Here is a 19,609-nt window from a genome sequence, read left to right on the forward strand (position 1 = left end):
ATATGAGAAATCGCATACGTCGTCGCAACACGCGTCCTTCTTGACTGAGGACATGAACACTCGCTCCACCTCCTCACGGCGACGCCTCACCGCGATCGTCGGTGCCGCCCTGCTCGCCGTCGCTCTCACGGTCTCGGTCGTGCTGATCGGTCAGCAGTCTCTGGCGTCGGCATCCGTCGTGCCGACCGTCGCGCCGTCGTCCCTCAGCGAGGCGGACGGGATGATCCGCGAGGAGGGCGCCGTCTCGGTGTTCGACGACACGCCCGCCGTGACGAATCTCGACTCCGACCTGCTCGCCGCCGTGCGCGCTGCCGCATCCGCTGCCGAGCACGACGGCGTGCGGATGCATGTGAACAGCGGCTGGCGGTCGGCCGACTACCAGCAGGTGCTGCGTCAGGATGCGGTCGTCGAGTACGGCTCCGAAGAGGAGGCCGCGCGCTGGGTCGCCACCCCCGAGAACTCCGAGCACGTATCGGGAGACGCGGTCGACCTCGGCCCTCTCGCCGCTCAGGACTGGCTGGCACGCCACGGCGCGGACTTCGGCCTCTGCCAGATCTACGCGAATGAGCGCTGGCACTTCGAGCTGCGGCCGGCGGCCCCGGCGAACGGGTGCCCGCTGATGTACGACGACCCGACCACCGATCCCAGGACGCAGCGATGACCACGGCGCTCACCACTCCACGCCTCACCCTCTCGCGCGTTCATCCGCCGACACTGCACACGATCCCTGACGCGATCGGAGCGAACGTCGAGCGGATCCGATCGGCCACGGACGCCCGCATCATGGCGGTCGTCAAGGCCGACGGCTACGGCCTCGGCGCCGTGACCGTCGCTCTCGCGGCGATCGGGGCCGGAGCCGAGTGGCTCGGGATCACGGATGCCGAGGATGCCGCCCCGCTGCGTGCGGCGGGGATCGAGGTGCCGGTCCTCGCCTGGCTCAACCCCGCCGGGGTCGACGTCGCGCAGGTCGTCGCGGATCGCGTCGATCTGGCTGTCGGCTCGGTCGAGGAGCTGCGGCAGCTGATCGCGGATGCGTCGGCGCTGCCGAACGGGTGCGTTCGCGTGCATCTGCACATGGACACGGGCATGTCGCGGGGCGGGGTACCGCTCGAGGACTGGGCAGAGCTGCTGCGGGTGGCTCGCACGGGCCGCGACTCGGGTCGTGCACGCATCGACGTCGTCGGGGTGATGGGGCACCTGCCAGACGCCGACGCCGCCGACCCGGCGAAGAACGCGCCCGCCGTGCTCCGGATGCGACAGGCGAGGGATGCCGTGCTGCGCGCCGGATTCGGTCCTCTGCTCGTGCATCTCGCGGCGACGTCCGGGACGCTGACGGATGCCGCCACGCACTTCGACATGGTCAGGGTCGGCGCCGGGCTCGTCGGCATCGATCCGTCGGAGACGGTGCCGCTGCAGGGGGCGGCGCGGCTGACGGCATCGGTCGTGCACAGCAGTGTCGTGCCGGCGGGCACCGCGATCGGCTACGGCGGCGCATATGTGACGACGCGCACCTCGCATCTGAGCGTGATCGGGGTCGGGTATGCCGACGGCATCCCGCGGGAGCTCGGTGCGGGCGCAGGGGTGGCGGTCGACGGCATCCGGTGCCCGATCGTCGGTCGTGTGTCGATGGATCAGATCGTGATCGACACGGGTGACGTCTCGATGCCGAGGGGCACCTCGGTCGTGGTCTTCGGACCCGAGGGGGGCGCGGTGCCGAGTATGCAGGAGTGGGCGCGGTGGGCGGGGAGCATCCCGCACACCGTCGTGACGGGCATCGGCTCCCGCGTCGAGAGGGCCATCGCATGAGAGTACTGGTGATCGGGGGAGGGCAGAACGCCGAGCACGAGGTGTCGCTCGCCTCTGCGGCAGCGGTCGCAGAGGCCCTGCGGCTCGGGGGATACGACGTGAGCACGGTGACGATCTCGCGGCAGGGCGTGTGGGAGGTGGCGGGCGTCTCGGAGGGTGCCACCGCCGCCGGATCCCTCGCTCTCGCGATGCCGCTCCTCGCCGACTGCGACGTCGTATTCCCCGCCGTGCATGGACCCCTGGGGGAGGACGGAGCACTCGCGGCACTGTGCGGTCTCGCAGGGGTGCGCGTGGTCGGATCGGGTCCGCGGGCCGGCGCCATCGGCATGGACAAGTGGGCCACCAAGCTCGTCGCCGAAGCGGCAGGGCTGCGCACGGCACGGGGACGCGTCGTCGATGCGGCGGACTGCGGCGATGCCGAGTTCGAGGGGCCCGTGGTGGTGAAGCCGGTGTCGGCCGGTTCGAGCTACGGCGTCTCGCTCGTGCGGGGAGAGCATGAACTGGGGCCGGCGCTCCGCGAGGCGGCGCGGTTCGACCGGCGCATCCTCATCGAAGAGGTCGTGCAGGGGAGGGAGATCGATGTCGCCGTCCTGCGCGAAGCCGGTGGCGTCCGCTGGGCGGCGCCGCCGCTCGAGATCCACGCCGCCGGCCTCTTCGACACCGCCACGAAGTATGACGGCAGCGCGCGATTCACCGTGCCCGTGCAGCTGTCGACGGCCGAGTCGACCTCGCTCACGCGTGCGGCACTGACCATGTTCGACGCCCTCGGATGCGCCGGGGTCGCCAGGATGGACTTCTTCCTCACCGCCGAGGGCCCGGTGCTGAACGAGGTCAACACGATGCCGGGGCTCACCGCGGCCTCGCAGGCGCCGCGCATGTTCGCGGCGGCCGATGTGTCGTACGTCGACCTCGTGTCGCGCCTCGTGCGAGCCGCTGAGGTGCCAGGCGGTGACGGTGCGCGCCGGAGGGCCGGCCTCGAGCGGGTCGCCTAGAGGCGGTCGACGCCCGTCACCGTGACCACGGCCGCGCCCTCTTCGTCGGAGGCGGCGAGGTCGACGGTGGCCGAGATGCCCCAGTCGTGGTCGCCTGCCGGGTCGTCGAGGATCTGACGGACGGTCCACTCCGTCGCACCCTCGGTCAGGAGCAGCAGCTGAGAACTGCGGGCGTTCGCGCCCGTGAGGATCTCGTCGTGATCGGCGAAGTATCCGTCGAGCGCATCCGACCAGGCGTCGGCACCGAAGGTCGGGTCGAGTTCGGCGAGGGCGGCGACGTCCTCGCGGGCGGCCAGCTGCACCCGACGGAACAGCTCGTTGCGCACGAGAGTGCGGAAGGCGCGGACGTTCGATGTCAGTCTCTTCGGCGCCGGCGGAACGATCGGCTCGTCGTCCGGGCCGTGGAGCACGCCGTTGACCAGCTCCTCCCACTCGTCGAGCAGGCTCGAATCCACCTGGCGCACCAGCTCGCCCAACCACTCGATCAGGTCGCGGAGATCCTCGTCCTTCGCCTCTTCGGGGATGGTCTGCGAGGCCGCCCGATAGGCGTCGGAGAGGTAGCGCAGCACGACGCCCTCCGACCGCGCGATCTTGTAGTACGCGACATATTCCCCGAACGACATGGCTCGCTCGTACATGTCGCGGACGACGGATTTCGGATGCAGCTCGAAGTCGCGGATCCACGGCTGCGCGGCGCTGAACGTCTCGAATGCGGCGGTCAGCAGCTCGTCGAGAGGCTTCGGATATGTGATCTCCTCGAGCAGCTCCATGCGCTCGTCGTACTCGATGCCCTCGCGCTTCATGACGGCGACAGCCTCGCCCCGTGCCAGGAACTCCTGCTGTCCGAGGATCGCCCGCGGATCATCGAGCGTCGACTCGACGATCGAGATCATGTCCAGGGCGTACGACCCGGTTCCGGTGCCGGCAGCCGGGTCGCGGTCGAGCAGTTCGAAGGCGGCGAGAGCGAACGGAGACAGCGGCTGGTTCAGGGCGAAGTTCGGCTGCAGATCGACGGTCAGGCGGATCTCGCCGTCGGCCGTCTGCTCGACGACGCCCGATTCGAGCAGCGTGCGGTAGATGCCGATGGCGCGCAGAGCGAGTTCGCGCTGTCGTTTGCGAGGTTCGTGGTTGTCGTAGACGAGTGCGCGCATGTTGCCGAAGACGTCGCCGCCGCGCCCGATCACGTTGAGCATCATGGCGCTCGTGATCTGCATGTGCGAGGTGAGGGTCTCGGGCTCGGCATCGATCAGCTTGCGGAACGACGGCTCGCCCCACGAGACGAAGCCATCGGGAGCCTTCTTACGCACGATCTTGCGCTTCTTCTTCGGGTCGTCGCCGGCCTTCTTGATCGCGGCGACGTTCTCGCTCTCGCGCTCCGGAGCCTGGGCGACGACGGTGCCGGCCGTGTCGAAGCCCGCGCGGCCCGCCCGCCCGGCGATCTGGTGGAACTCGCGGGCGCTGAGCTGCCGCATCCGGGTGCCGTCGAACTTGGTCAGAGCGGTCAGCAGCACCGTGCGGATCGGCACGTTGATGCCGACGCCGAGCGTGTCGGTGCCGCAGATCACGCGCAGCAGACCTCGCTGGGCGAGCTGCTCGACCAGACGTCGATACTTCGGGAGCATCCCGGCATGGTGCACGCCGATGCCCGCGCGGAGGAAGCGGGAGAGGGTCTTGCCGAAGGCGGTCGTGAAGCGGAAACCGCCGATCAGGGCCGCGATCTCGTCGCGCTGCTCGCGCGTGGCGACCTTCGTGCTCGACAGCGCCTGGGCCCGCTCCATCGCAGCGGCCTGCGAGAAGTGCACGACGTAGATCGGCGCCTGGCCCGTGCCCAGCAGGTCGTCGATCGTCTCGTGGATCGGCGTCGTCTCATAGAAGTAGTGCAGCGGAACCGGGCGCTCGACGCCAGTGACGGATGCCGTGTCACGGCCCGTCCTGCGGGTGAGGTCGCTCGACAGCTGCGACACGTCGCCCAGGGTGGCCGACATGAGGATGAACTGCGCCTGCGGCAGCTCGAGCAGCGGTACCTGCCAGGCCCACCCGCGGTCGGGGTCGGCATAGAAATGGAACTCGTCCATGACTACCTGATGCACCGCGGCATCCGTGCCCTGGCGCAGTGCGAGGTTCGCGAGGATCTCGGCCGTGCAGCAGATGATCGGGGCATCCGGGTTGACCGAGGAGTCGCCCGTGATCATGCCGACGTTCGAGGCGCCGAAGACGTCGACGAGGGAGAAGAACTTCTCGCTCACGAGCGCCTTGATCGGGGCGGTGTAGAACGAGCGGCGCCCCTCGACCAGCGCGGCGAAATGCGCGCCGACCGCGACGAGCGACTTGCCGGTGCCGGTGGGCGTCGACAGGATCAGGTTGTTGCCGGAGACGATCTCGATGACCGCCTCGTCCTGGGCGGGGTAGAGGCTGATGCCGGTCGACTCGGCCCATTCGACGAACGCCGTGTAGACGGCATCCGCATCGGATCCGTCGGTCAGCGTCGTGTGGTCGAGGATCGCAGGCATGGTCTGTCGATCATCCCACCTCCGGCAGGGCACCTCCTGCGAAGGGGAACACGTGCTGTGCAGGAGCGGATGCTGGATGCGGTCCTTCGAAGCGTGAGATCTCCTTCGCTGCGAGCGAGCGAGCGAGCGAGCGCGCCGGCCGGCCCGCAACGCCTCAGACGGACGTCGCGGCGCGCAGCGCGATGCGGATCATGTCGCCGAAGGTCTGCTCGCGCTCCTGAGCGGTGGTCTGCTCGCCGGTGACGATGTGATCCGACACCGTGCAGATGGCCAGAGCGCGACGCCCGTGGTACGCGGCGAGGGTGTACAGCCCCGCGGCCTCCATCTCGACACCGAGCGCGCCGTGCTGCACGAACGGCTCGGTCAGCTCGGGTCGGGTGCTGTAGAACTGGTCGCTCGAGAACAGCAGACCGACGTGGACGGCCGAGTCCAGGGGCTCGGCCTCGCTCGCCTCGACCGCCGCGCGCAGCAGTCCGAAGTCCGCGACAGGTGCGTAGTCGAGTCCGTGGAAGCGCACCCTGTTGATGCCCGAATCGGTGCAGGCGCCGTTCGCGATGATGATGTCCCTCACCTGCAGCTTCTCGGTCAGCGCCCCGCACGATCCGACGCGCACGATCGTCTGCACGTCGTACTCCTCGAACAGCTCGGTCGCATAGATGGCCATCGACGGCTGACCCATGCCCGAACCCTGCACCGAGACGCGGTGGCCCTCCCAGGTGCCGGTGAAGCCCAGCATCCCGCGGGTCTCGGAGTACAGCTCGGCGTCGTCGAGGAAGGTCTCGGCGATCCACTTCGCCCGCAGCGGATCGCCGGGGAACAGGACGACGGGGGCGATCTGACCGGGCTGTGCGGCGATGTGCGTGCTCATGGCTTCAGCGTAACCAGCGGTCTCTGCGTGGCGCGCCCGGACCACAGCGTCCGCCTTGAGATCATCGGTACCGAGCGGTGATCGGCACCGCGGAAAAGGGACGACGATGTCCGATCAGATCTTCTTGTACGGGGCGCTCGGGCTGTACTTCGCCGGCATGCTGCTCATCGGATACTTCGCCTACAAGCGCACCTCCGACCACGAGGACTACATGCTCGGCGGACGCAACCTGCCGTCGTGGGTCGCCGCGATCAGCGCCGGTGCGGCCGACATGTCGGGCTGGCTCGTGATGGGCCTTCCCGGCGCGATCTACGCCGCTGGACTGATCGAGGCCTGGATCGCGATCGGGCTGACGATCGGCGCCTACCTCAACTGGCTGCTGGTGGCCCCACGGCTTCGCGCCTACACCGAGGTGTCGCGCAACTCGATCACGATCCCGAGCTTCTTCGAGAACCGGCTCCGCGACACCAGCCGGTCGCTGCGCATCGTCTCGGGGCTCATCATCCTGGTGTTCTTCACGCTGTACATCTCGTCGGGCATGGTCGCCGCCGGCGTCTTCTTCGAGAGCTCGTTCAACGGCGACTACCTGTTCGGGATGCTGCTGGTCGGCGGCATCACGCTGCTGTACACGCTCTTCGGCGGATTCCTCGGGGCCTCCCTCACCGACGTCGTGCAGGGGCTGATGATGGTGATCGCGCTGATCGTCGTGCCGGTCGCCGCCGTCATCGCGATCGGCGGACTCGAGGAGACGTCGACGCTCATCACCGAGAACGCCGGAGAGGGATTCCTGTCGCTGCTCGGCGGAGGGGCCGTCACCGGCGGCACCTTCCTCGCCATCGCCTCGGCCCTGGCGTGGGGCCTCGGGTACTTCGGGCAGCCGCACATCATCGTGCGCTTCATGGCGCTGCGCTCGCCGCAGGAGGCGAAGAGCGCGCGTCGCATCGGCATCTCCTGGATGGTCGTCTCGATGTTCGGCGCGATCATCTCGGGCCTCGTCGGCATCGCCTACATGGCGCAGCAGGGCATCACCCTCGACAACCCCGAGACCGTGGTGCTGCTGATGTCGCAGACGCTGCTGCATCCGTTCGTCGCCGGACTCGTGCTGGCGGCCGTGCTCGCGGCGATCATGAGCACCGTGTCGAGCCAGCTGGTCGTGTGCTCGTCTGCGCTGGTCGAGGACCTCTACAAGGTGGTGCGCAAGACCCCGCCGTCCGACAAGCGGCTGGTGCTGCTGGGCCGCCTGGCGGTGCTCGTCGTCGCGATCATCGCGATCATCCTCGCGATCACGCCGAACGACTCGATCCTCGGGCTCGTGTCGTTCGCCTGGGCAGGATTCGGTGCCGCGTTCGGCCCGATCATCCTGCTCAGCCTGTTCTGGCGCAAGCTCACGAACTGGGGTGCTCTCGCGGGCATGTTCGTCGGAGCGGTCACGGTGTTCGTCTGGAAGGCCCTGGACACCGACCTGTACGAGCTGCTCCCCGCGTTCGTGTTCGCGTTCGTCGCGGCCGTCGTGGTGAGCCTCGTCACCTACACGCGCAACGACGACATCGAGAAGGAGTTCACCGACGTCGAAGCGATGCTGACGGCACCGCGGGCCGCAGTCGGCAGCGCTCGCTGACGGACGCAGGGCTGAGTCGCGGGACGCAGGGCTGAGTCGCCGGATGCGGGGATCAGCCCTCGCGTCGGGTCTCAGCCCTCGCGCCGCCGCACGATCTCGCCGATCCAGATCGGCGCGAACGGCGAGGTGCAGCCGGGCGCGGTGGGGTAGTCGGCGAGCACCTGCAGGCGCTCACCGATCTCGAGCGCCCTGGACCGCAGCTCCGGGTGGAAGATGCCGATGTTGGCGAGCGTCTCGTTCATCGCCCACTGCAACCGCGAGGGCGCGTTCTGCAGATCGCGCTCGATCAGATCGAGCAGGTGATCGAGGTCGAGGCCCTCGGCATCCTTCGCGACGCGCACCGTCGTGAGCGACCATGCGGCCGCGGCGACGGTCGGGTCGGAGTCGTCGAACCAGCGCAGCCGCAGCTCCTCCGCGAGGGGGGTCTTCTTCGCGACGTAGTTCACGAACCAGTCGTTGACCTTGGGGGCCTGAGTCTGTCGCAGCATCGCGTCGAGCTCGTCGGCGGTGAACGCGCGCGGCGTGCAGATCAGCAGCGCCAGCAGCCGGGCGGCGGTGTCGCCGGTCGCCCACAGCTCTTTCGCCAGGGGCTGGTCTGTCTTGATGCGCTTCGCGAGGGTGCGCATGCGGCTGAGATTGATGCCGTGGTCGTCGCCGCGCTTCTCGTTCGCGGCGCGCATCTTCGGATCCTCGAGGGCGGCGAGCTCGGCCAGAGCCTCGGGAACGGTCATGTCGGACATGTCACCAGGGTAGGCCCGGAGCGCTTGTCAAGGCCCGGGCTTTCTGCGGGCATGCGGCCCTAACCTCGCAGGAGATCGAACTCCGACGAAGGGAAAATGCCATGACTCGCGACAGCGACGACATCAGCACCGACCGCAACGACATCAGCACGGAGCCGTCGCCCGGCCCCGAGGAGAACGACAACCTCGGCGCCGAGGACAACAAGGGAGAGCCGCCGACGGTCGTCCCCTCCGGCTCGGGCGACGAGAGCGACGACGACGACGGCGACGTGCTCGCCGACGACCCCGAGCAGGACTGACCGGCGCCGCCGCGTCGCCCTGTCATTCCTCGTCGACGAGTTCCGCGCGGATGCGCCTGAGGTCCTCCATCAGCGACCCGATGAGGATCCAGTGCGTCGACGAGGGCGGCCGGATGACGAGAGGCGCGGTCAGTGCCGGGATCGCCGAGGTCAGTGTCTCGGGCTCCGGGGACACGTCGGCGATCTGCACAGCCAGTCGCACATCGTGTCCTGCGCGCCGCAGCTGCTCCGCGATGGCCGTGACGGCCGGCTCCTCACCGATGGAGTCGTCGTAGTGGTCGAAGTAGGCGCGCGTCATCCCGATGGTCTGCGTCACGATGGGCGTCAGCCGTTCGAGCAGTGCGCGCATCTCGACGAGCTCTTCACGGTGCGTCGACCGGCGCGGGTTCAGAGTGAGGGATTCCTCACCCGCAGCGATGGATGCCTCTGCCGCGTCCTTCATCGGGCGCAGCAGTCTGGCTTCGAGCATGAGCTGATGCAGCGTGGCGGGAGTCTGGGGTTCGGGCAGCGCATCGGCTAGTCGGTCGAGGCTCGAGGCGAGCTCGCTGCCCAGCAGCCCGAGATCGCGTCGGGCCGGGGCGACCAGCACGGGCGGCACGATCAGGGCGTTCACGACGATGCCGATGACCACGCCGATCAGGGTCTCGAAGATGCGCGCGATCGCATAGTCGGGAGTCGAGCCCAGCGCGAGCACGAGCATCGCCGAGATGGCCACCTGGTTGCCGGTGCCGGGCGTCGCCCGGAAGGCCCACGCGACGAGCATGGCCACCACGATGGCGAGCAGCACGATCCAGCTCGGTGACCCCAGGAGAAGGCCCAGGGCCACCGCGATCACCACGCCGACGATCACGCCGATGCTGCGTTCGAGCGCCTTCGACAGCGACTGGTTGACGCTGGGCTGCACGACGAGCAGAGCGGCGATCGCGGCGAAGACGGGGAGCTGTCCCGGAACCACCCATCCCGCGAGCATCCATGCGGCGATCGTCGCCGCGGCGGACTTCACCACCTGCAGCAGGGGTGAGCGCTTCGAGGCGCGGATCGCGGCGTGGATGCGCATGCCTGCAACGCTACTCGGCTAGCGAGTGCCGTCAGGGGAGATGTCAACCCCGTCGCCAAGAGTCGTCGAACGCCGCTGAATGGGATGACACGACCGACGAACAGTGAGGAGCATCACATGGTGCAGATCATCGAGACCATCGACGTACACGTTCCCATCGACGTGGCGTACAACCAGTGGACGCAGTTCGAGAGCTTCCCGCAGTTCCTCGATGAGGTGGAGTCGATCGTCCAGCTGGACGACACCCACACCCGCTGGAAGGTGAACGTCGGCGGCGCGACGCGCGAGTTCGACGCGGAGATCACCGAGCAGCACCCCGACGAGCGAGTCGCGTGGAACAGCATCGGCGGTGAGACCGAGCATGCGGGCGTCGTGACGTTCCACAAGCTCGAAGACCTCACGACCCGCGTGACCGTGCAGATCGACTGGGAGCCCGAGGGGCTTCTCGAGAAGGTCGGCTCGCTCGTGGGCGCGGGCTCGCACGCGGTGAAGAAGGATCTCCAGAACTTCAAGGAGTTCATGGAGAAGCGCGGCACCGAGACCGGTGCGTGGCGCGGCGACGTCGACGCCTGATCGACCCCTGAGCTGAGGTCCGAGCGGTGGTGCCCCCATCACCGCTCGGACCTCTTTCGCTGCCCGGAGGACGGCACGCCCGGCGTCGACTAGGGAACTCACGAACGGAAGATAGGGCATCCTCCCGATGTCGTCGGGGTGACTCAGAGCGGATTCTGAGGACATCGCACACCGAGGAGATGTCATGTTCGAGCACCCGTATCTCGCCTACAGATCGACCGAGTTCGACCAGGAGCAGCTCGCTCGCGCGGCAGAACGCCGTCGCGTCATCGAGGAGCGCAGCGATCAGCTGGTCCGCAGACAGCCCGGCCCGGTCCGGCGTCTGGCCGGCCGGCTGCTGCACACGACCGACGCATCGCGCGACGCGGCGACGGATGCTGCACGGCAGCCCGAGCGCCGCGCATCCGCGGGCCGCGAACCGGCACCCGCCCGGTGATCGTCGCTCCGCTGCGGGCAGACGGCAGCGCGACGCCGGATGTCGGAGGGGAGTGGCACGATGAATTCATGCCCCCGTCCGCTCCCAGCGCCGCGATGGTCGGCCGAGAGACCGAGCTCGCGACCATCCGCGAGCTGTTCCGGCGAGCGGTCGACGGGGTCCCGGTGGCCGCGCTCATCGAGGGCGAGGCGGGCATCGGCAAGTCGCGACTGCTGCGCGAGTTCAGCGCCGAGGTGGCGAACCGCGCAGACGTGCATGTCGGCTGGTGCCTCGATCTCGGGGCGTCGCGCACGCCCTTCGGGCCGCTCGCCGGCATCCTCCGGTCGATCGTCGCGAGCATGGGTGCCGACCGGGTGCGGGAGGAGATCGGCGTCGGCGTCGAGGCGCTGGGCATGCTGCTGCCGGAGCTCAACCCCACCGAGCGATCGCAGACCAGCCCTGACCGCCTGCGCGATGCGATCGCGGCGCTCATCGAGGCGGCCGCCGAACACGCGCCGCAGGTGCTCGTCGTCGAAGACCTGCACTGGGCTGACGAGTCGACCCTGGCGCTGCTCTCCTTCCTGCTGCGCACCCTCGGGCACGGCCGCATCCTCCTGATCCTGACCTGCCGCTCCGACGACGTGCGACGCGGCGATGCCGTGAGCCGCTTCATCGGCGAGTCCACCCGCGCGCGTCTGCTCGAGAGAGTCGCGATCGATCGGCTCGACACCTCGGCTGTCCGTGCGCTCGTCGAATCGCTCACCGGGCAGCCCGTGACAGACGCGGCGCTCGATCGCATCCACGATCGAGCCGAGGGCGTGCCCTTCTTCGTCGAAGAGCTCGCCGGGTGCTCGACCGGTCCCCTGCCCGGCAGTCTGCGCGACCTGCTGCTCGCCCGATTCGACCGTCTCAGCGATGACGCCCGGCGGGTGGTGCAGGTCGTCTCGGGAGCCGAGCGTCCGCTGACCCACCCGCTCGTCACCCGCCTCGCGGGTCTGCCCGAAGCCCGCCTCGACGAGGCGATCCGCGAGGCGACGCTCAGCGGCATCCTCGTCGTGGTCGACGACGACTACCGGTTCCGGCATGCGCTGCTGCGCGAAGCCGTGCACGACGATCTGCTCCCGGGCGAGAGAGCGCGGCTGCACCGGGCGTATGCCGAGGCGCTCGAGGAGAACTGCTCAGGGGCCGAAACCGCCGACTCCGCCGCGCTCGCCTATCACTGGCAGCTCGCGCAAGACGACCGGCGAGCGCTCGCCGCGGCCGTCACCGCGATGGCCGACGCCAAGTCGCGGTTCGCCTTCGCGAGCGCTGCCCGCTTCGGCGAGCTCGCCCTCGACCTGTGGATCCAGGTGCCGGATGCCGAGGCCGTCGTGGGTGTGGCGCGCCTCGAGGTGCTGCGCACTCTCGGTTCCGTGCTGCGCAACGCGGGAGACGGAGAACGGGCGCTCGCCGTGGTCGACCTCGCGCTCGCCGAGGTCGATCCGACGACGGTCGACCCCCGCATGCACGCCCGGCTGCTGCGCGACAAGGCGTACTACACGATGAACCTCGGCCGCGCCGGGGCGGTCCCGCTGCTGCAGCAGGCGCTCGAGATCCTCGAGGCGGGCGTCGACGACGACCGGCTGCGCGCCTCGGTGCTGAACCAGCTCGCCAGTCGCTACATGATCTCGGGGCGACTCGACGAGGCGATCGCGTTGGCGGCGGAGGCGGGCGAGCGGGCCGCGCGCGCCGGGTCGGACGACGAGGCGTCGATCGCCGCGAATGTCCGGGGCGGAGCCCGCGCGCACCTCGGCGACCTCGACGCGGGGCACCGCGAGTACGCGCTCGCCCTGCAACTCGCCAAAGGCACGAACGCCGAGATGAGATACCGGGTCAACTATTCGGATCTGCTCGGCCTGCTGGGGCGCTATCGCGATGCCGTCAGGGTCGCTGAAGAGGGGCTCGCGCCCGCGCGCGCTTTCGGCGTCGAGCGCACCACGGGCGCGCTGATGACGCAGAACATGGCCGTGCCACTGCTCGAGATGGGCGAGATCGAACGGGTCGAGGGGATGCTGGCGCGCGAGCTCGCTCAGCGGACTCTGCGCATCTCGCACATGTACTCCACGATGACGCGCGTGCGGGTGCTCTCCTGGCGAGGCAGGCACGAGGAGGCGGCCGAGATCCTTCGCGAGTGGCACCCCGCATTCGAGGAGACCGGTCGGGTCGAACGTCAGATCTGGTACGACGAGGTCATGATGCGCGTGGCCGTCGCCGAGGGGCGGGGCGACCTCGCGGGTGCTCTCGGTGAGGTCAGGGCGATGCTCGCCGATCAGGGGCCGGTGTCCCTGCATCAGCGTCGACTGCTGCTCGAGGCGGCATGGTTCATCGCCGAGCTGCGGGCATCCGGCGTCGAGGTCGAGGCGGCGGTCGCGGACGTGCGCGACGCGTGGCGCGCCCAACCTCCGCAGCTGCGAGGCGACAGGTGGGAGACGATCCTCGAGGCATTCCTCTTCCCGTCCGTCGCAGCCCTGCGCCAGGCGGTCGAGCACGCAGACGACCGCGATGTGCCCGTGACCTTCGCGGTGACCACGCGTCTGGCTCTCGCTCGCGCACTCGTCGACGCAGGAGACCGAGGGGAGGCGAGCGCCGTGCTCTCGGCCGCGATGCGCCAGGCGGAGCGCCTCGGCCACGTTCCCCTGGGGCGGATCGTCGGTGGTTTCCAAGCGGCGGCTGGCCTCGCCGCAGCATCCGGCACCGCATCCGGCACTGCGGCATCCGGCACCGCCGGCGTCGAACCGGATGCCGACCCGCTCACCGCCCGCGAGCGGCAGGTGCTCGAGCTGATCGCCGAGGGTCTGAGCAACCGCCAGATCGGGGAGCGGCTCTTCATCAGCGTCAAGACGGTGAGCGTCCACGTGTCGGCCGTGCTGCGCAAACTCGGGGTGAGCACCCGCACCGAGGCGGCTGTTCTTCAGAAGAATCCGAACTTCCGGGACACCGGTCAGCCTGCCGTGGTACGTTGAGCAGGCGCGTATGTCGGACGTTCCGTCACGGCGCGGGCCGCGCAAGCGGCCGTTTGAAAACAGAAAGTAGAAAACACATGGCCACTGGCACTGTGAAATGGTTCAACGCGGAAAAGGGCTTCGGCTTCATCGCTCCCGATGACGGCACGGACGACCTCTTCGCCCACTACTCGGCAATCACCGGCTCCGGTTTCAAGGAGCTTCGTGAGAACCAGAAGGTCGAATTCGACGCTGAGCGTGGCCCCAAGGGCATGCAGGCTGCGAACATCCGCGCTCTCTGAGCGCGCATAGGCTTCCTGAAGCCGGTCGGATCCTCACGGATCCGGCCGGCTTTCTGCATGTCCGGGTGTTTTCTGCCCGTGCCCGTGCCCCCCCCCCGCATCGGGCGGTGCGGTGCGATGTCGACCCCGCGCGAGAGGCGAGGATGACGCCCGGGCCAGGGACCCAAGATGAGGCTTGCCTAACTTTCTGTTAGATTAGGCCAGGCTTACCAAAGCCTTGGCGCCCCTCCGCGCCGCACCCCCTCATCCCAACCCGAAGGGAACGCCTGTGCGCACCTCTCGTCTCATCGCCGCCGGTGTCGCCGCGGCTCTGGCCGTCGGCCTCACGGCCTGCGCGACGTCATCGACCGACTCGAACTCCGACTCCGCCGGCGGCAACCCCGCCGATGACGGTGCCTTCCCCGTCACGATCGAGCACGTGTTCGGCGAGACCACGATCGAGGAGAAGCCCGAGCGCGTCGCGACGATCGCGTGGGCGAACCACGAGGTTCCCCTCGCTCTCGGCATCGTCCCGGTCGGCATGAGCAAGGCCACGTGGGGCGACGACGACGACAACGGCATCCTGCCCTGGGTCGAGGACAAGCTCGACGAGCTCGGCGGCGAAGAACCCGTGCTGTTCGACGAGTCCGACGGCATCGACTACGAGGCCGTCGCCGACACGCAGCCCGACGTCATCCTCGCGGCGTACTCCGGTCTGACGCAGGAGGAGTACGACCAGCTCTCGAAGATCGCGCCGGTCGTCGCCTACCCCGAGGTCGCCTGGGGCACCCCGGTCGACGACATGATCGAGATGAACTCGAAGGCGCTCGGCCTCGAGGAGGAGGGCGACGCCCTCAACGAAGAGCTGCACGCCGACGCCGAGGCCGCCCTCGAGGAGAACAGCGCCCTCAAGGACAAGAAGGTGCTGTTCGCGTACGTCGACCCGAGCGACCTGAGCCAGGTCGGCTACTACACCGCAATCGACACGCGCCCCGGCTACCTGCACGACGACCTGGGTCTTCCGCTTCCGTCGATCGTCGAGGAGAACGCAGACAGCAAGGAGTTCTACCTCTCGGTGAGCTCCGAAGAGGCTGACACCTTCGACGACGTCGATGTCTTCGTGACCTACGGCGACGACTCGCTCATCGCCACCATGCAGGCCGACCCGCTGCTGTCGAAGATCCCCGCGATCGCCGCCGGCAACATCGTAATCCTGCCCGACTCCACCCCGATCGCGGCGTCGGCGAACCCGTCGCCGCTGTCGATCCAGTGGGGCCTGTCCGACTACCTCGGCCTGCTGGCAGCACCGCTCGCCGCGAAGTGACCGTCGGCGTCACCTTCGCACACTGAATTCCCGTGACCGCTGTCACCGTTCCCCTGCCGGGCATCGCAGATCTGCGACGCCCGGCATGGGCGCGCACGCTCTGGCTGCTCGTCGGCCTGGGAGTGCTGTTCGTGCTCTGCATCCTGTCGATCTGCTTCGGCGTGCGCTCCGTGAGCATCGACGACATCTTCGCCGCCCTCGCCGGGCAGGATGACACCCTCGCCCAGGCGGCGATCATCAAGCGCCTTCCGCGCACGGTGCTCGCGATCCTCGTCGGTGCAGCGCTCGCACTCTCCGGCGCGACGATGCAGGCGGTCACCCGCAACCCGATCGCCGACCCCGGCATCCTCGGCGTCTCGAACGGCGCTTCGCTCGCCGTCGTCTTCGGCCTCGCCTTCCTCGGTCTCACCGACGCCTACAGCCAGATGGCGCTCGCGATCATCGGCGCCGCCCTGGCCGCGGCGTTCGTCTACACCGTCGGCTCGCTCGGACGCGGCGGTGCCACGCCCCTCAAGCTCGCTCTCGCCGGTGCCGCCACCTCGGCCGCCTTCGCCTCGCTCATCAGCGCCGTCATGCTGCCGCGCGTCGACCTGCTGCAGGCGTTCCAGTCGTGGCAGATCGGCGGAGTGGGCGGTGCCGAGTGGCCGCGCATCGCGATCACCGCCCCGGTGCTCGCGCTCGGCGCACTGATCTGCTTCGCCAGCGCCCGGGGCATGAACTCCCTCGCTCTCGGCGACGACATGGCGAAGGGGCTCGGCGAGCACGTCTTCCGCACGCGCCTCATGTCGGCGGTCGGCGCCGTGATCCTCGCCGGAGCAGCCACAGCGATCGCCGGGCCCATCGGATTCGTCGGTCTCGTGATCCCGCATGTCTGCCGAATGCTGATCGGCACCGACCACCGCTGGCTGCTGCCGTTCTCGGCCATGGCCGGCGCCGCCCTGCTGCTCGCGAGCGACATCGTCGGCCGCGTCATCGCGCCGACCTCGGAGGAGATCCAGGTCGGCATCATCACCGCCATCATCGGCGCCCCGTTCTTCATCTGGATCGTCCGTCGTCAGAAGGTGCGTGAACTGTGAGCACCATCGACCGGGCTGCCGCCCACACTCCCGCAGCATCCGACCGCACCCGCGACGAGGTCGCCGCGCTCGTCGCGGGCCGCCGTTCGCGCCACCGCCGCCACGCCACGGCCACGATCGTGCTCGGTGCGCTGCTGCTCGTGCTGTTCGCCGTGGCGCTCATGATCGGCAACACGTTCTATCCGCTCGACGAGGTGATCCGCGTGATCCTCGGCGAGACCGTGCCGGGGGCGTCGTTCACCGTCGGCGAGCTGCGCCTGCCCCGCGCGGTGCTCGCGATCCTCGCGGGTTTCGCGTTCGGCATCGCCGGCGTCTCGTTCCAGACGCTGCTGCGCAACCCGCTCGCCTCGCCCGACATCATCGGCATCTCGAACGGCGCCGGCGCCGCAGCGGTGTTCGGCATCATCGTGCTGTCGCTCAACGGGCCGATCGTCTCGCTGCTCGCGCTCGGCGGTGCGATCGTCACGGCAGGAGTCATCTACCTGCTGTCGATCAAGAACGGCTTCGCGGGCACTCGACTGATCCTGATCGGCATCGGTGTCGCGGCGATGCTGCAGAGCATCATCTCGTACATGCTGTCGAGGGCGGCGAACTGGGACATCCAGACCGCGATGCAGTGGCTCACCGGAAGCCTGAACAACGCCTCGTGGGAACGCGTGATGCCGCTCGCGATCGCCGCCGTCATCATCGTGCCGCTGCTGATCCTGCAGGGCAGGGCGCTCGGGGCGATGCAGCTCGGCGACGATTCGGCATCCGGTCTCGGGGTGCGGGTCAACACGACTCGTCTGCTCTTCATCCTCGGCGCAGTCGCACTGCTGGCGTTCGCCACCGCCGCGACCGGCCCCATCGCGTTCGTGGCGTTCATGGCGGGTCCGATCGCGGCCCGCATCACGGGGCCCGGAGCGAACCTGCTCGTCCCCAGCGCATTCATCGGCGCTGTGCTCGTGCTCGGAGGCGACCTGATCGGTCAGTTCGCGTTCGGCGAGCGCTACCCGGTCGGCGTGATCACCGGCGTGCTCGGCGCTCCGTACCTCATCTACCTGCTCATCCGCACGAACCGCTCGGGAGGCTCCCTATGACCGAGGCGCACACTCTGACGGCGGAGTCCGTCACTCTCGCCTACGGCGACCGGACGATCATCGACGGCCTCGACCTCTCGATCGCGCCGGGCAGGATCACCACGATCGTCGGCGCGAACGGATGCGGCAAGTCGACCCTGCTGCGTTCGCTCGCGCGTCTGCTCTCGCCGACGGCGGGTCAGGTCGTGCTCGACGGCAAGTCTGTGCACGCGCGCCCCACCAAGGAGGTCGCGCGCATCCTCGGCCTCCTGCCACAGTCGCCCGTCGCTCCCGAGGGCATCGCCGTCGCGGATCTCGTCGGCCGCGGTCGGCATCCGCATCAGAAGATGCTGGCTCGCTGGAGCGCTCACGACTACGAGGTCGTCGCGGATGCTCTGGCCGCCACCGGCACCACGGAGCTCGCCGACCGCAGCGTCGACGAGCTCTCGGGCGGCCAGCGTCAGCGCGTGTGGATCGCCATGGCGCTCGCGCAGGAGACCGACATCCTGCTGCTCGATGAGCCGACCACGTTCCTCGACGTCGCTCACCAGGTCGAGGTCCTCGATCTGCTCACCGACCTCAGCGTCTCGCGCGGCACCACGATCGTGATGGTGCTGCATGACCTCAACCTCGCCGCGAGGTATTCCGACGAGCTCGTCGCGATGAAGGAGGGCAGGGTGCACGCCACCGGCGCTCCGCAGGATGTCGTGACCGCCCAGCTCGTCGAAGAGGTCTTCGACCTCGCGAACCAGATCACCATCGACCCGGTCTCCGGGAAGCCGATGGTCACCCCGATCGGAAGGCATCATGTCCGCTGAGACCACGACCGAACGCCCCACCTACGTGCTCGCTCGCGCCGAGGTGCGCGGGGTCGAACGGGTGTCGCCGAACTTCGTGCGGATCACGTTCGGCGGCGACGATCTTCTCGAGTTCGGCACGCCGGGTGACGTCTTCGACTCCCGGATCAAGATCGTGTTCCCGCCGGCATCCGGCATCCTCCCCGATCTCGATCGCGAGACCGACGACTGGTGGGGTTCCTTCCTCGCCGTCCGCGAGGAGGACCGCGGATCCATGCGCACCTACTCGGTGCGTGACCTGCGGGCGACGGATGCGGGCACCGAGCTCGATGTCGATTTCGTGCTGCACCTGGCGCCCGGACTCACGGGCCCGGCGTCGCGCTGGGCCGATGCGGCGGCGGTCGGCAAGGAGCTCTTCATCGTCGGACCACGTCGAGGCGTCGCCGCGGCGTCACACGGCGGTGCCGAGTACGAGCCGGGCACCGCGACGTCGGTCGTCCTCGCCGGTGACGAGACGGCGGCTCCCGCGATCGCGCGCATCCTCGAAGACGCCCCGAGCGACCTTCGAGGCTGCGCGTTCATCGAGGTGCCGTCGCCGGCCGACGTCCTGCGGATCGACGCACCCGCCGGGGTCGAGGTGCACTGGCTGCCTCGCGATGCGGGTGAGCCCCACGGTGTGCGGCTGATTCCCGCCGTGCTCCAGTACCTCGGAGATGCGGATGCCGCCGACGAGATCGACGTGAAGGACATCGACACGGAGGCCCTGCTCTGGGAGACCCCCGACTACTCGGGTCTCGGCGAGGAGATCGCGGAGGCGGATGCTCCCGCGGAGCGCTACTTCTGGATCGCCGGCGAAAGCGGCGTCGTCACGACACTGCGCCGCCACCTGGTCAAGGATCTCGGCATCGACCGCTCGCAGGTCGCCTTCATGGGCTATTGGCGACGCGGCGTCGCCATGCGCGGCTGAGGCCGGGCGGTTCGGGGGCCGCTCTCGTTCGCGTTGGCGCTCGCGTTCGCGTTGGCGTTGGCGGTGGCGGTGGCGCTCTCGTTCGCGTTGGCGCTCGCGCATCGCAGGAGATCTCTCCCAACGAAGGAGCGGATCCGGCATCCGATCCTTCGCCGAGCGAGATCTCCTTCACGGGATGCGGTCGGCTGAGACGGGGTGCGGTCGGCTGACACGGGATGCGGTCGGCTGATATGGGGTGCGGTCGGCT

General features: G+C 69.0%; 18 protein-coding genes. 14 read left to right on the plus strand and 4 right to left on the minus strand.

Annotation, left to right across the window (positions count from 1 at the left end; genetic code table 11):
- Positions 1 to 52 precede the first annotated feature (52 nt).
- Genes ACIPV5_RS04085 through ACIPV5_RS04095 form a run of 3 tightly spaced genes read left to right on the plus strand, consistent with a single transcriptional unit; the run spans position 53 to position 2,798 of the window.
- On the plus strand, positions 53 to 661 hold the full coding sequence (locus ACIPV5_RS04085; protein WP_056276300.1) for a M15 family metallopeptidase: 609 nt from the start codon (positions 53 to 55) through the stop codon (positions 659 to 661).
- Positions 658 to 1,806, plus strand: coding sequence for an alanine racemase (gene alr / locus ACIPV5_RS04090; RefSeq protein ID WP_400339890.1), 1,149 nt, complete (start codon positions 658 to 660; stop codon positions 1,804 to 1,806). The genes ACIPV5_RS04085 and alr overlap by 4 nt, the downstream gene beginning before the upstream one ends.
- Positions 1,803 to 2,798, plus strand: coding sequence for a D-alanine--D-alanine ligase (locus ACIPV5_RS04095; RefSeq protein ID WP_400339893.1), 996 nt, complete (start codon positions 1,803 to 1,805; stop codon positions 2,796 to 2,798). Before alr ends, ACIPV5_RS04095 begins: the two co-directional genes overlap by 4 nt.
- Here ACIPV5_RS04095 and ACIPV5_RS04100 read toward each other — a convergent pair.
- Both ACIPV5_RS04100 and deoD read right to left on the minus strand, forming a co-directional pair.
- Positions 2,795 to 5,308: a DEAD/DEAH box helicase gene (locus tag ACIPV5_RS04100; protein ID WP_400339896.1), complete on the minus strand. Its 2,514-nt coding sequence runs from the start codon at positions 5,306 to 5,308 to the stop codon at positions 2,795 to 2,797. The genes ACIPV5_RS04095 and ACIPV5_RS04100 overlap by 4 nt on opposite strands.
- Before the next feature lie 154 nt (positions 5,309 to 5,462).
- On the minus strand, positions 5,463 to 6,176 hold the full coding sequence (gene deoD / locus ACIPV5_RS04105; RefSeq protein WP_053098518.1) for a purine-nucleoside phosphorylase: 714 nt from the start codon (positions 6,174 to 6,176) through the stop codon (positions 5,463 to 5,465).
- Positions 6,177 to 6,282: 106 nt separating this feature from the next.
- On the opposite strand from deoD, the gene putP reads away from it, so the two are divergent.
- Complete coding sequence (putP, locus tag ACIPV5_RS04110; RefSeq protein WP_400339897.1) at positions 6,283 to 7,794, plus strand: sodium/proline symporter PutP; 1,512 nt, start codon at positions 6,283 to 6,285, stop codon at positions 7,792 to 7,794.
- Positions 7,795 to 7,865: 71 nt separating this feature from the next.
- On the opposite strand, the gene ACIPV5_RS04115 is transcribed toward putP, so the two are convergent.
- A complete protein-coding gene (locus tag ACIPV5_RS04115; RefSeq protein ID WP_053098520.1) occupies positions 7,866 to 8,534 on the minus strand; it encodes a DNA alkylation repair protein in 669 nt (222 codons plus the stop codon).
- A 101-nt stretch (positions 8,535 to 8,635) separates the two neighbouring features.
- On the opposite strand from ACIPV5_RS04115, the gene ACIPV5_RS04120 reads away from it, so the two are divergent.
- Entirely contained in the window at positions 8,636 to 8,833 is a 198-nt protein-coding gene (locus ACIPV5_RS04120) for a hypothetical protein (RefSeq protein WP_053098521.1), read from the plus strand.
- A gap of 22 nt (positions 8,834 to 8,855) precedes the next feature.
- Here the strand turns inward: ACIPV5_RS04120 and ACIPV5_RS04125 are convergent, their stop codons facing one another.
- Positions 8,856 to 9,890 carry an aromatic acid exporter family protein gene (locus ACIPV5_RS04125; RefSeq protein ID WP_053098522.1) on the minus strand — a complete coding sequence of 345 codons (1,035 nt, stop codon included), beginning with the start codon at positions 9,888 to 9,890 and terminating at the stop codon, positions 8,856 to 8,858.
- A gap of 117 nt (positions 9,891 to 10,007) precedes the next feature.
- Here ACIPV5_RS04125 and ACIPV5_RS04130 point away from each other — a divergent pair, with 117 nt between their 5' ends.
- The 9 genes from ACIPV5_RS04130 to ACIPV5_RS04170 all read left to right on the plus strand — a co-directional run bounded on the left by ACIPV5_RS04130 (position 10,008) and on the right by ACIPV5_RS04170 (position 19,362).
- Positions 10,008 to 10,463 carry an SRPBCC family protein gene (locus ACIPV5_RS04130; protein ID WP_053098523.1) on the plus strand — a complete coding sequence of 152 codons (456 nt, stop codon included), beginning with the start codon at positions 10,008 to 10,010 and terminating at the stop codon, positions 10,461 to 10,463.
- Positions 10,464 to 10,647: 184 nt separating this feature from the next.
- Positions 10,648 to 10,899 (plus strand): hypothetical protein, encoded by a 252-nt coding sequence (locus ACIPV5_RS04135; RefSeq protein WP_053098524.1) that lies wholly within the window; start codon positions 10,648 to 10,650, stop codon positions 10,897 to 10,899.
- Between the two features lie 68 nt (positions 10,900 to 10,967).
- Positions 10,968 to 13,880, plus strand: a complete 2,913-nt coding sequence (locus tag ACIPV5_RS04140) for an AAA family ATPase (protein ID WP_400339902.1) — start codon at positions 10,968 to 10,970, stop codon at positions 13,878 to 13,880.
- A gap of 77 nt (positions 13,881 to 13,957) precedes the next feature.
- Positions 13,958 to 14,161, plus strand: a complete 204-nt coding sequence (locus ACIPV5_RS04145) for a cold-shock protein (RefSeq protein WP_042538190.1) — start codon at positions 13,958 to 13,960, stop codon at positions 14,159 to 14,161.
- A gap of 268 nt (positions 14,162 to 14,429) precedes the next feature.
- Positions 14,430 to 15,464: an iron-siderophore ABC transporter substrate-binding protein gene (locus tag ACIPV5_RS04150; RefSeq protein ID WP_400339906.1), complete on the plus strand. Its 1,035-nt coding sequence runs from the start codon at positions 14,430 to 14,432 to the stop codon at positions 15,462 to 15,464.
- A 32-nt stretch (positions 15,465 to 15,496) separates the two neighbouring features.
- Positions 15,497 to 16,540, plus strand: coding sequence for a FecCD family ABC transporter permease (locus ACIPV5_RS04155; RefSeq protein ID WP_400339909.1), 1,044 nt, complete (start codon positions 15,497 to 15,499; stop codon positions 16,538 to 16,540).
- Positions 16,537 to 17,619 carry a FecCD family ABC transporter permease gene (locus ACIPV5_RS04160; RefSeq protein WP_400339911.1) on the plus strand — a complete coding sequence of 361 codons (1,083 nt, stop codon included), beginning with the start codon at positions 16,537 to 16,539 and terminating at the stop codon, positions 17,617 to 17,619. Before ACIPV5_RS04155 ends, ACIPV5_RS04160 begins: the two co-directional genes overlap by 4 nt.
- Entirely contained in the window at positions 17,616 to 18,416 is an 801-nt protein-coding gene (locus ACIPV5_RS04165) for an ABC transporter ATP-binding protein (RefSeq protein WP_400339914.1), read from the plus strand. The genes ACIPV5_RS04160 and ACIPV5_RS04165 overlap by 4 nt, the downstream gene beginning before the upstream one ends.
- Positions 18,406 to 19,362 (plus strand): siderophore-interacting protein, encoded by a 957-nt coding sequence (locus ACIPV5_RS04170; protein WP_400339916.1) that lies wholly within the window; start codon positions 18,406 to 18,408, stop codon positions 19,360 to 19,362. Before ACIPV5_RS04165 ends, ACIPV5_RS04170 begins: the two co-directional genes overlap by 11 nt.
- The last annotated feature ends 247 nt before the right edge of the window (positions 19,363 to 19,609 follow it).

Source organism: Microbacterium sp. NPDC090014 (assembly GCF_044748285.1).
Classification (GTDB): Bacteria; Actinomycetota; Actinomycetes; order Actinomycetales; family Microbacteriaceae; genus Microbacterium.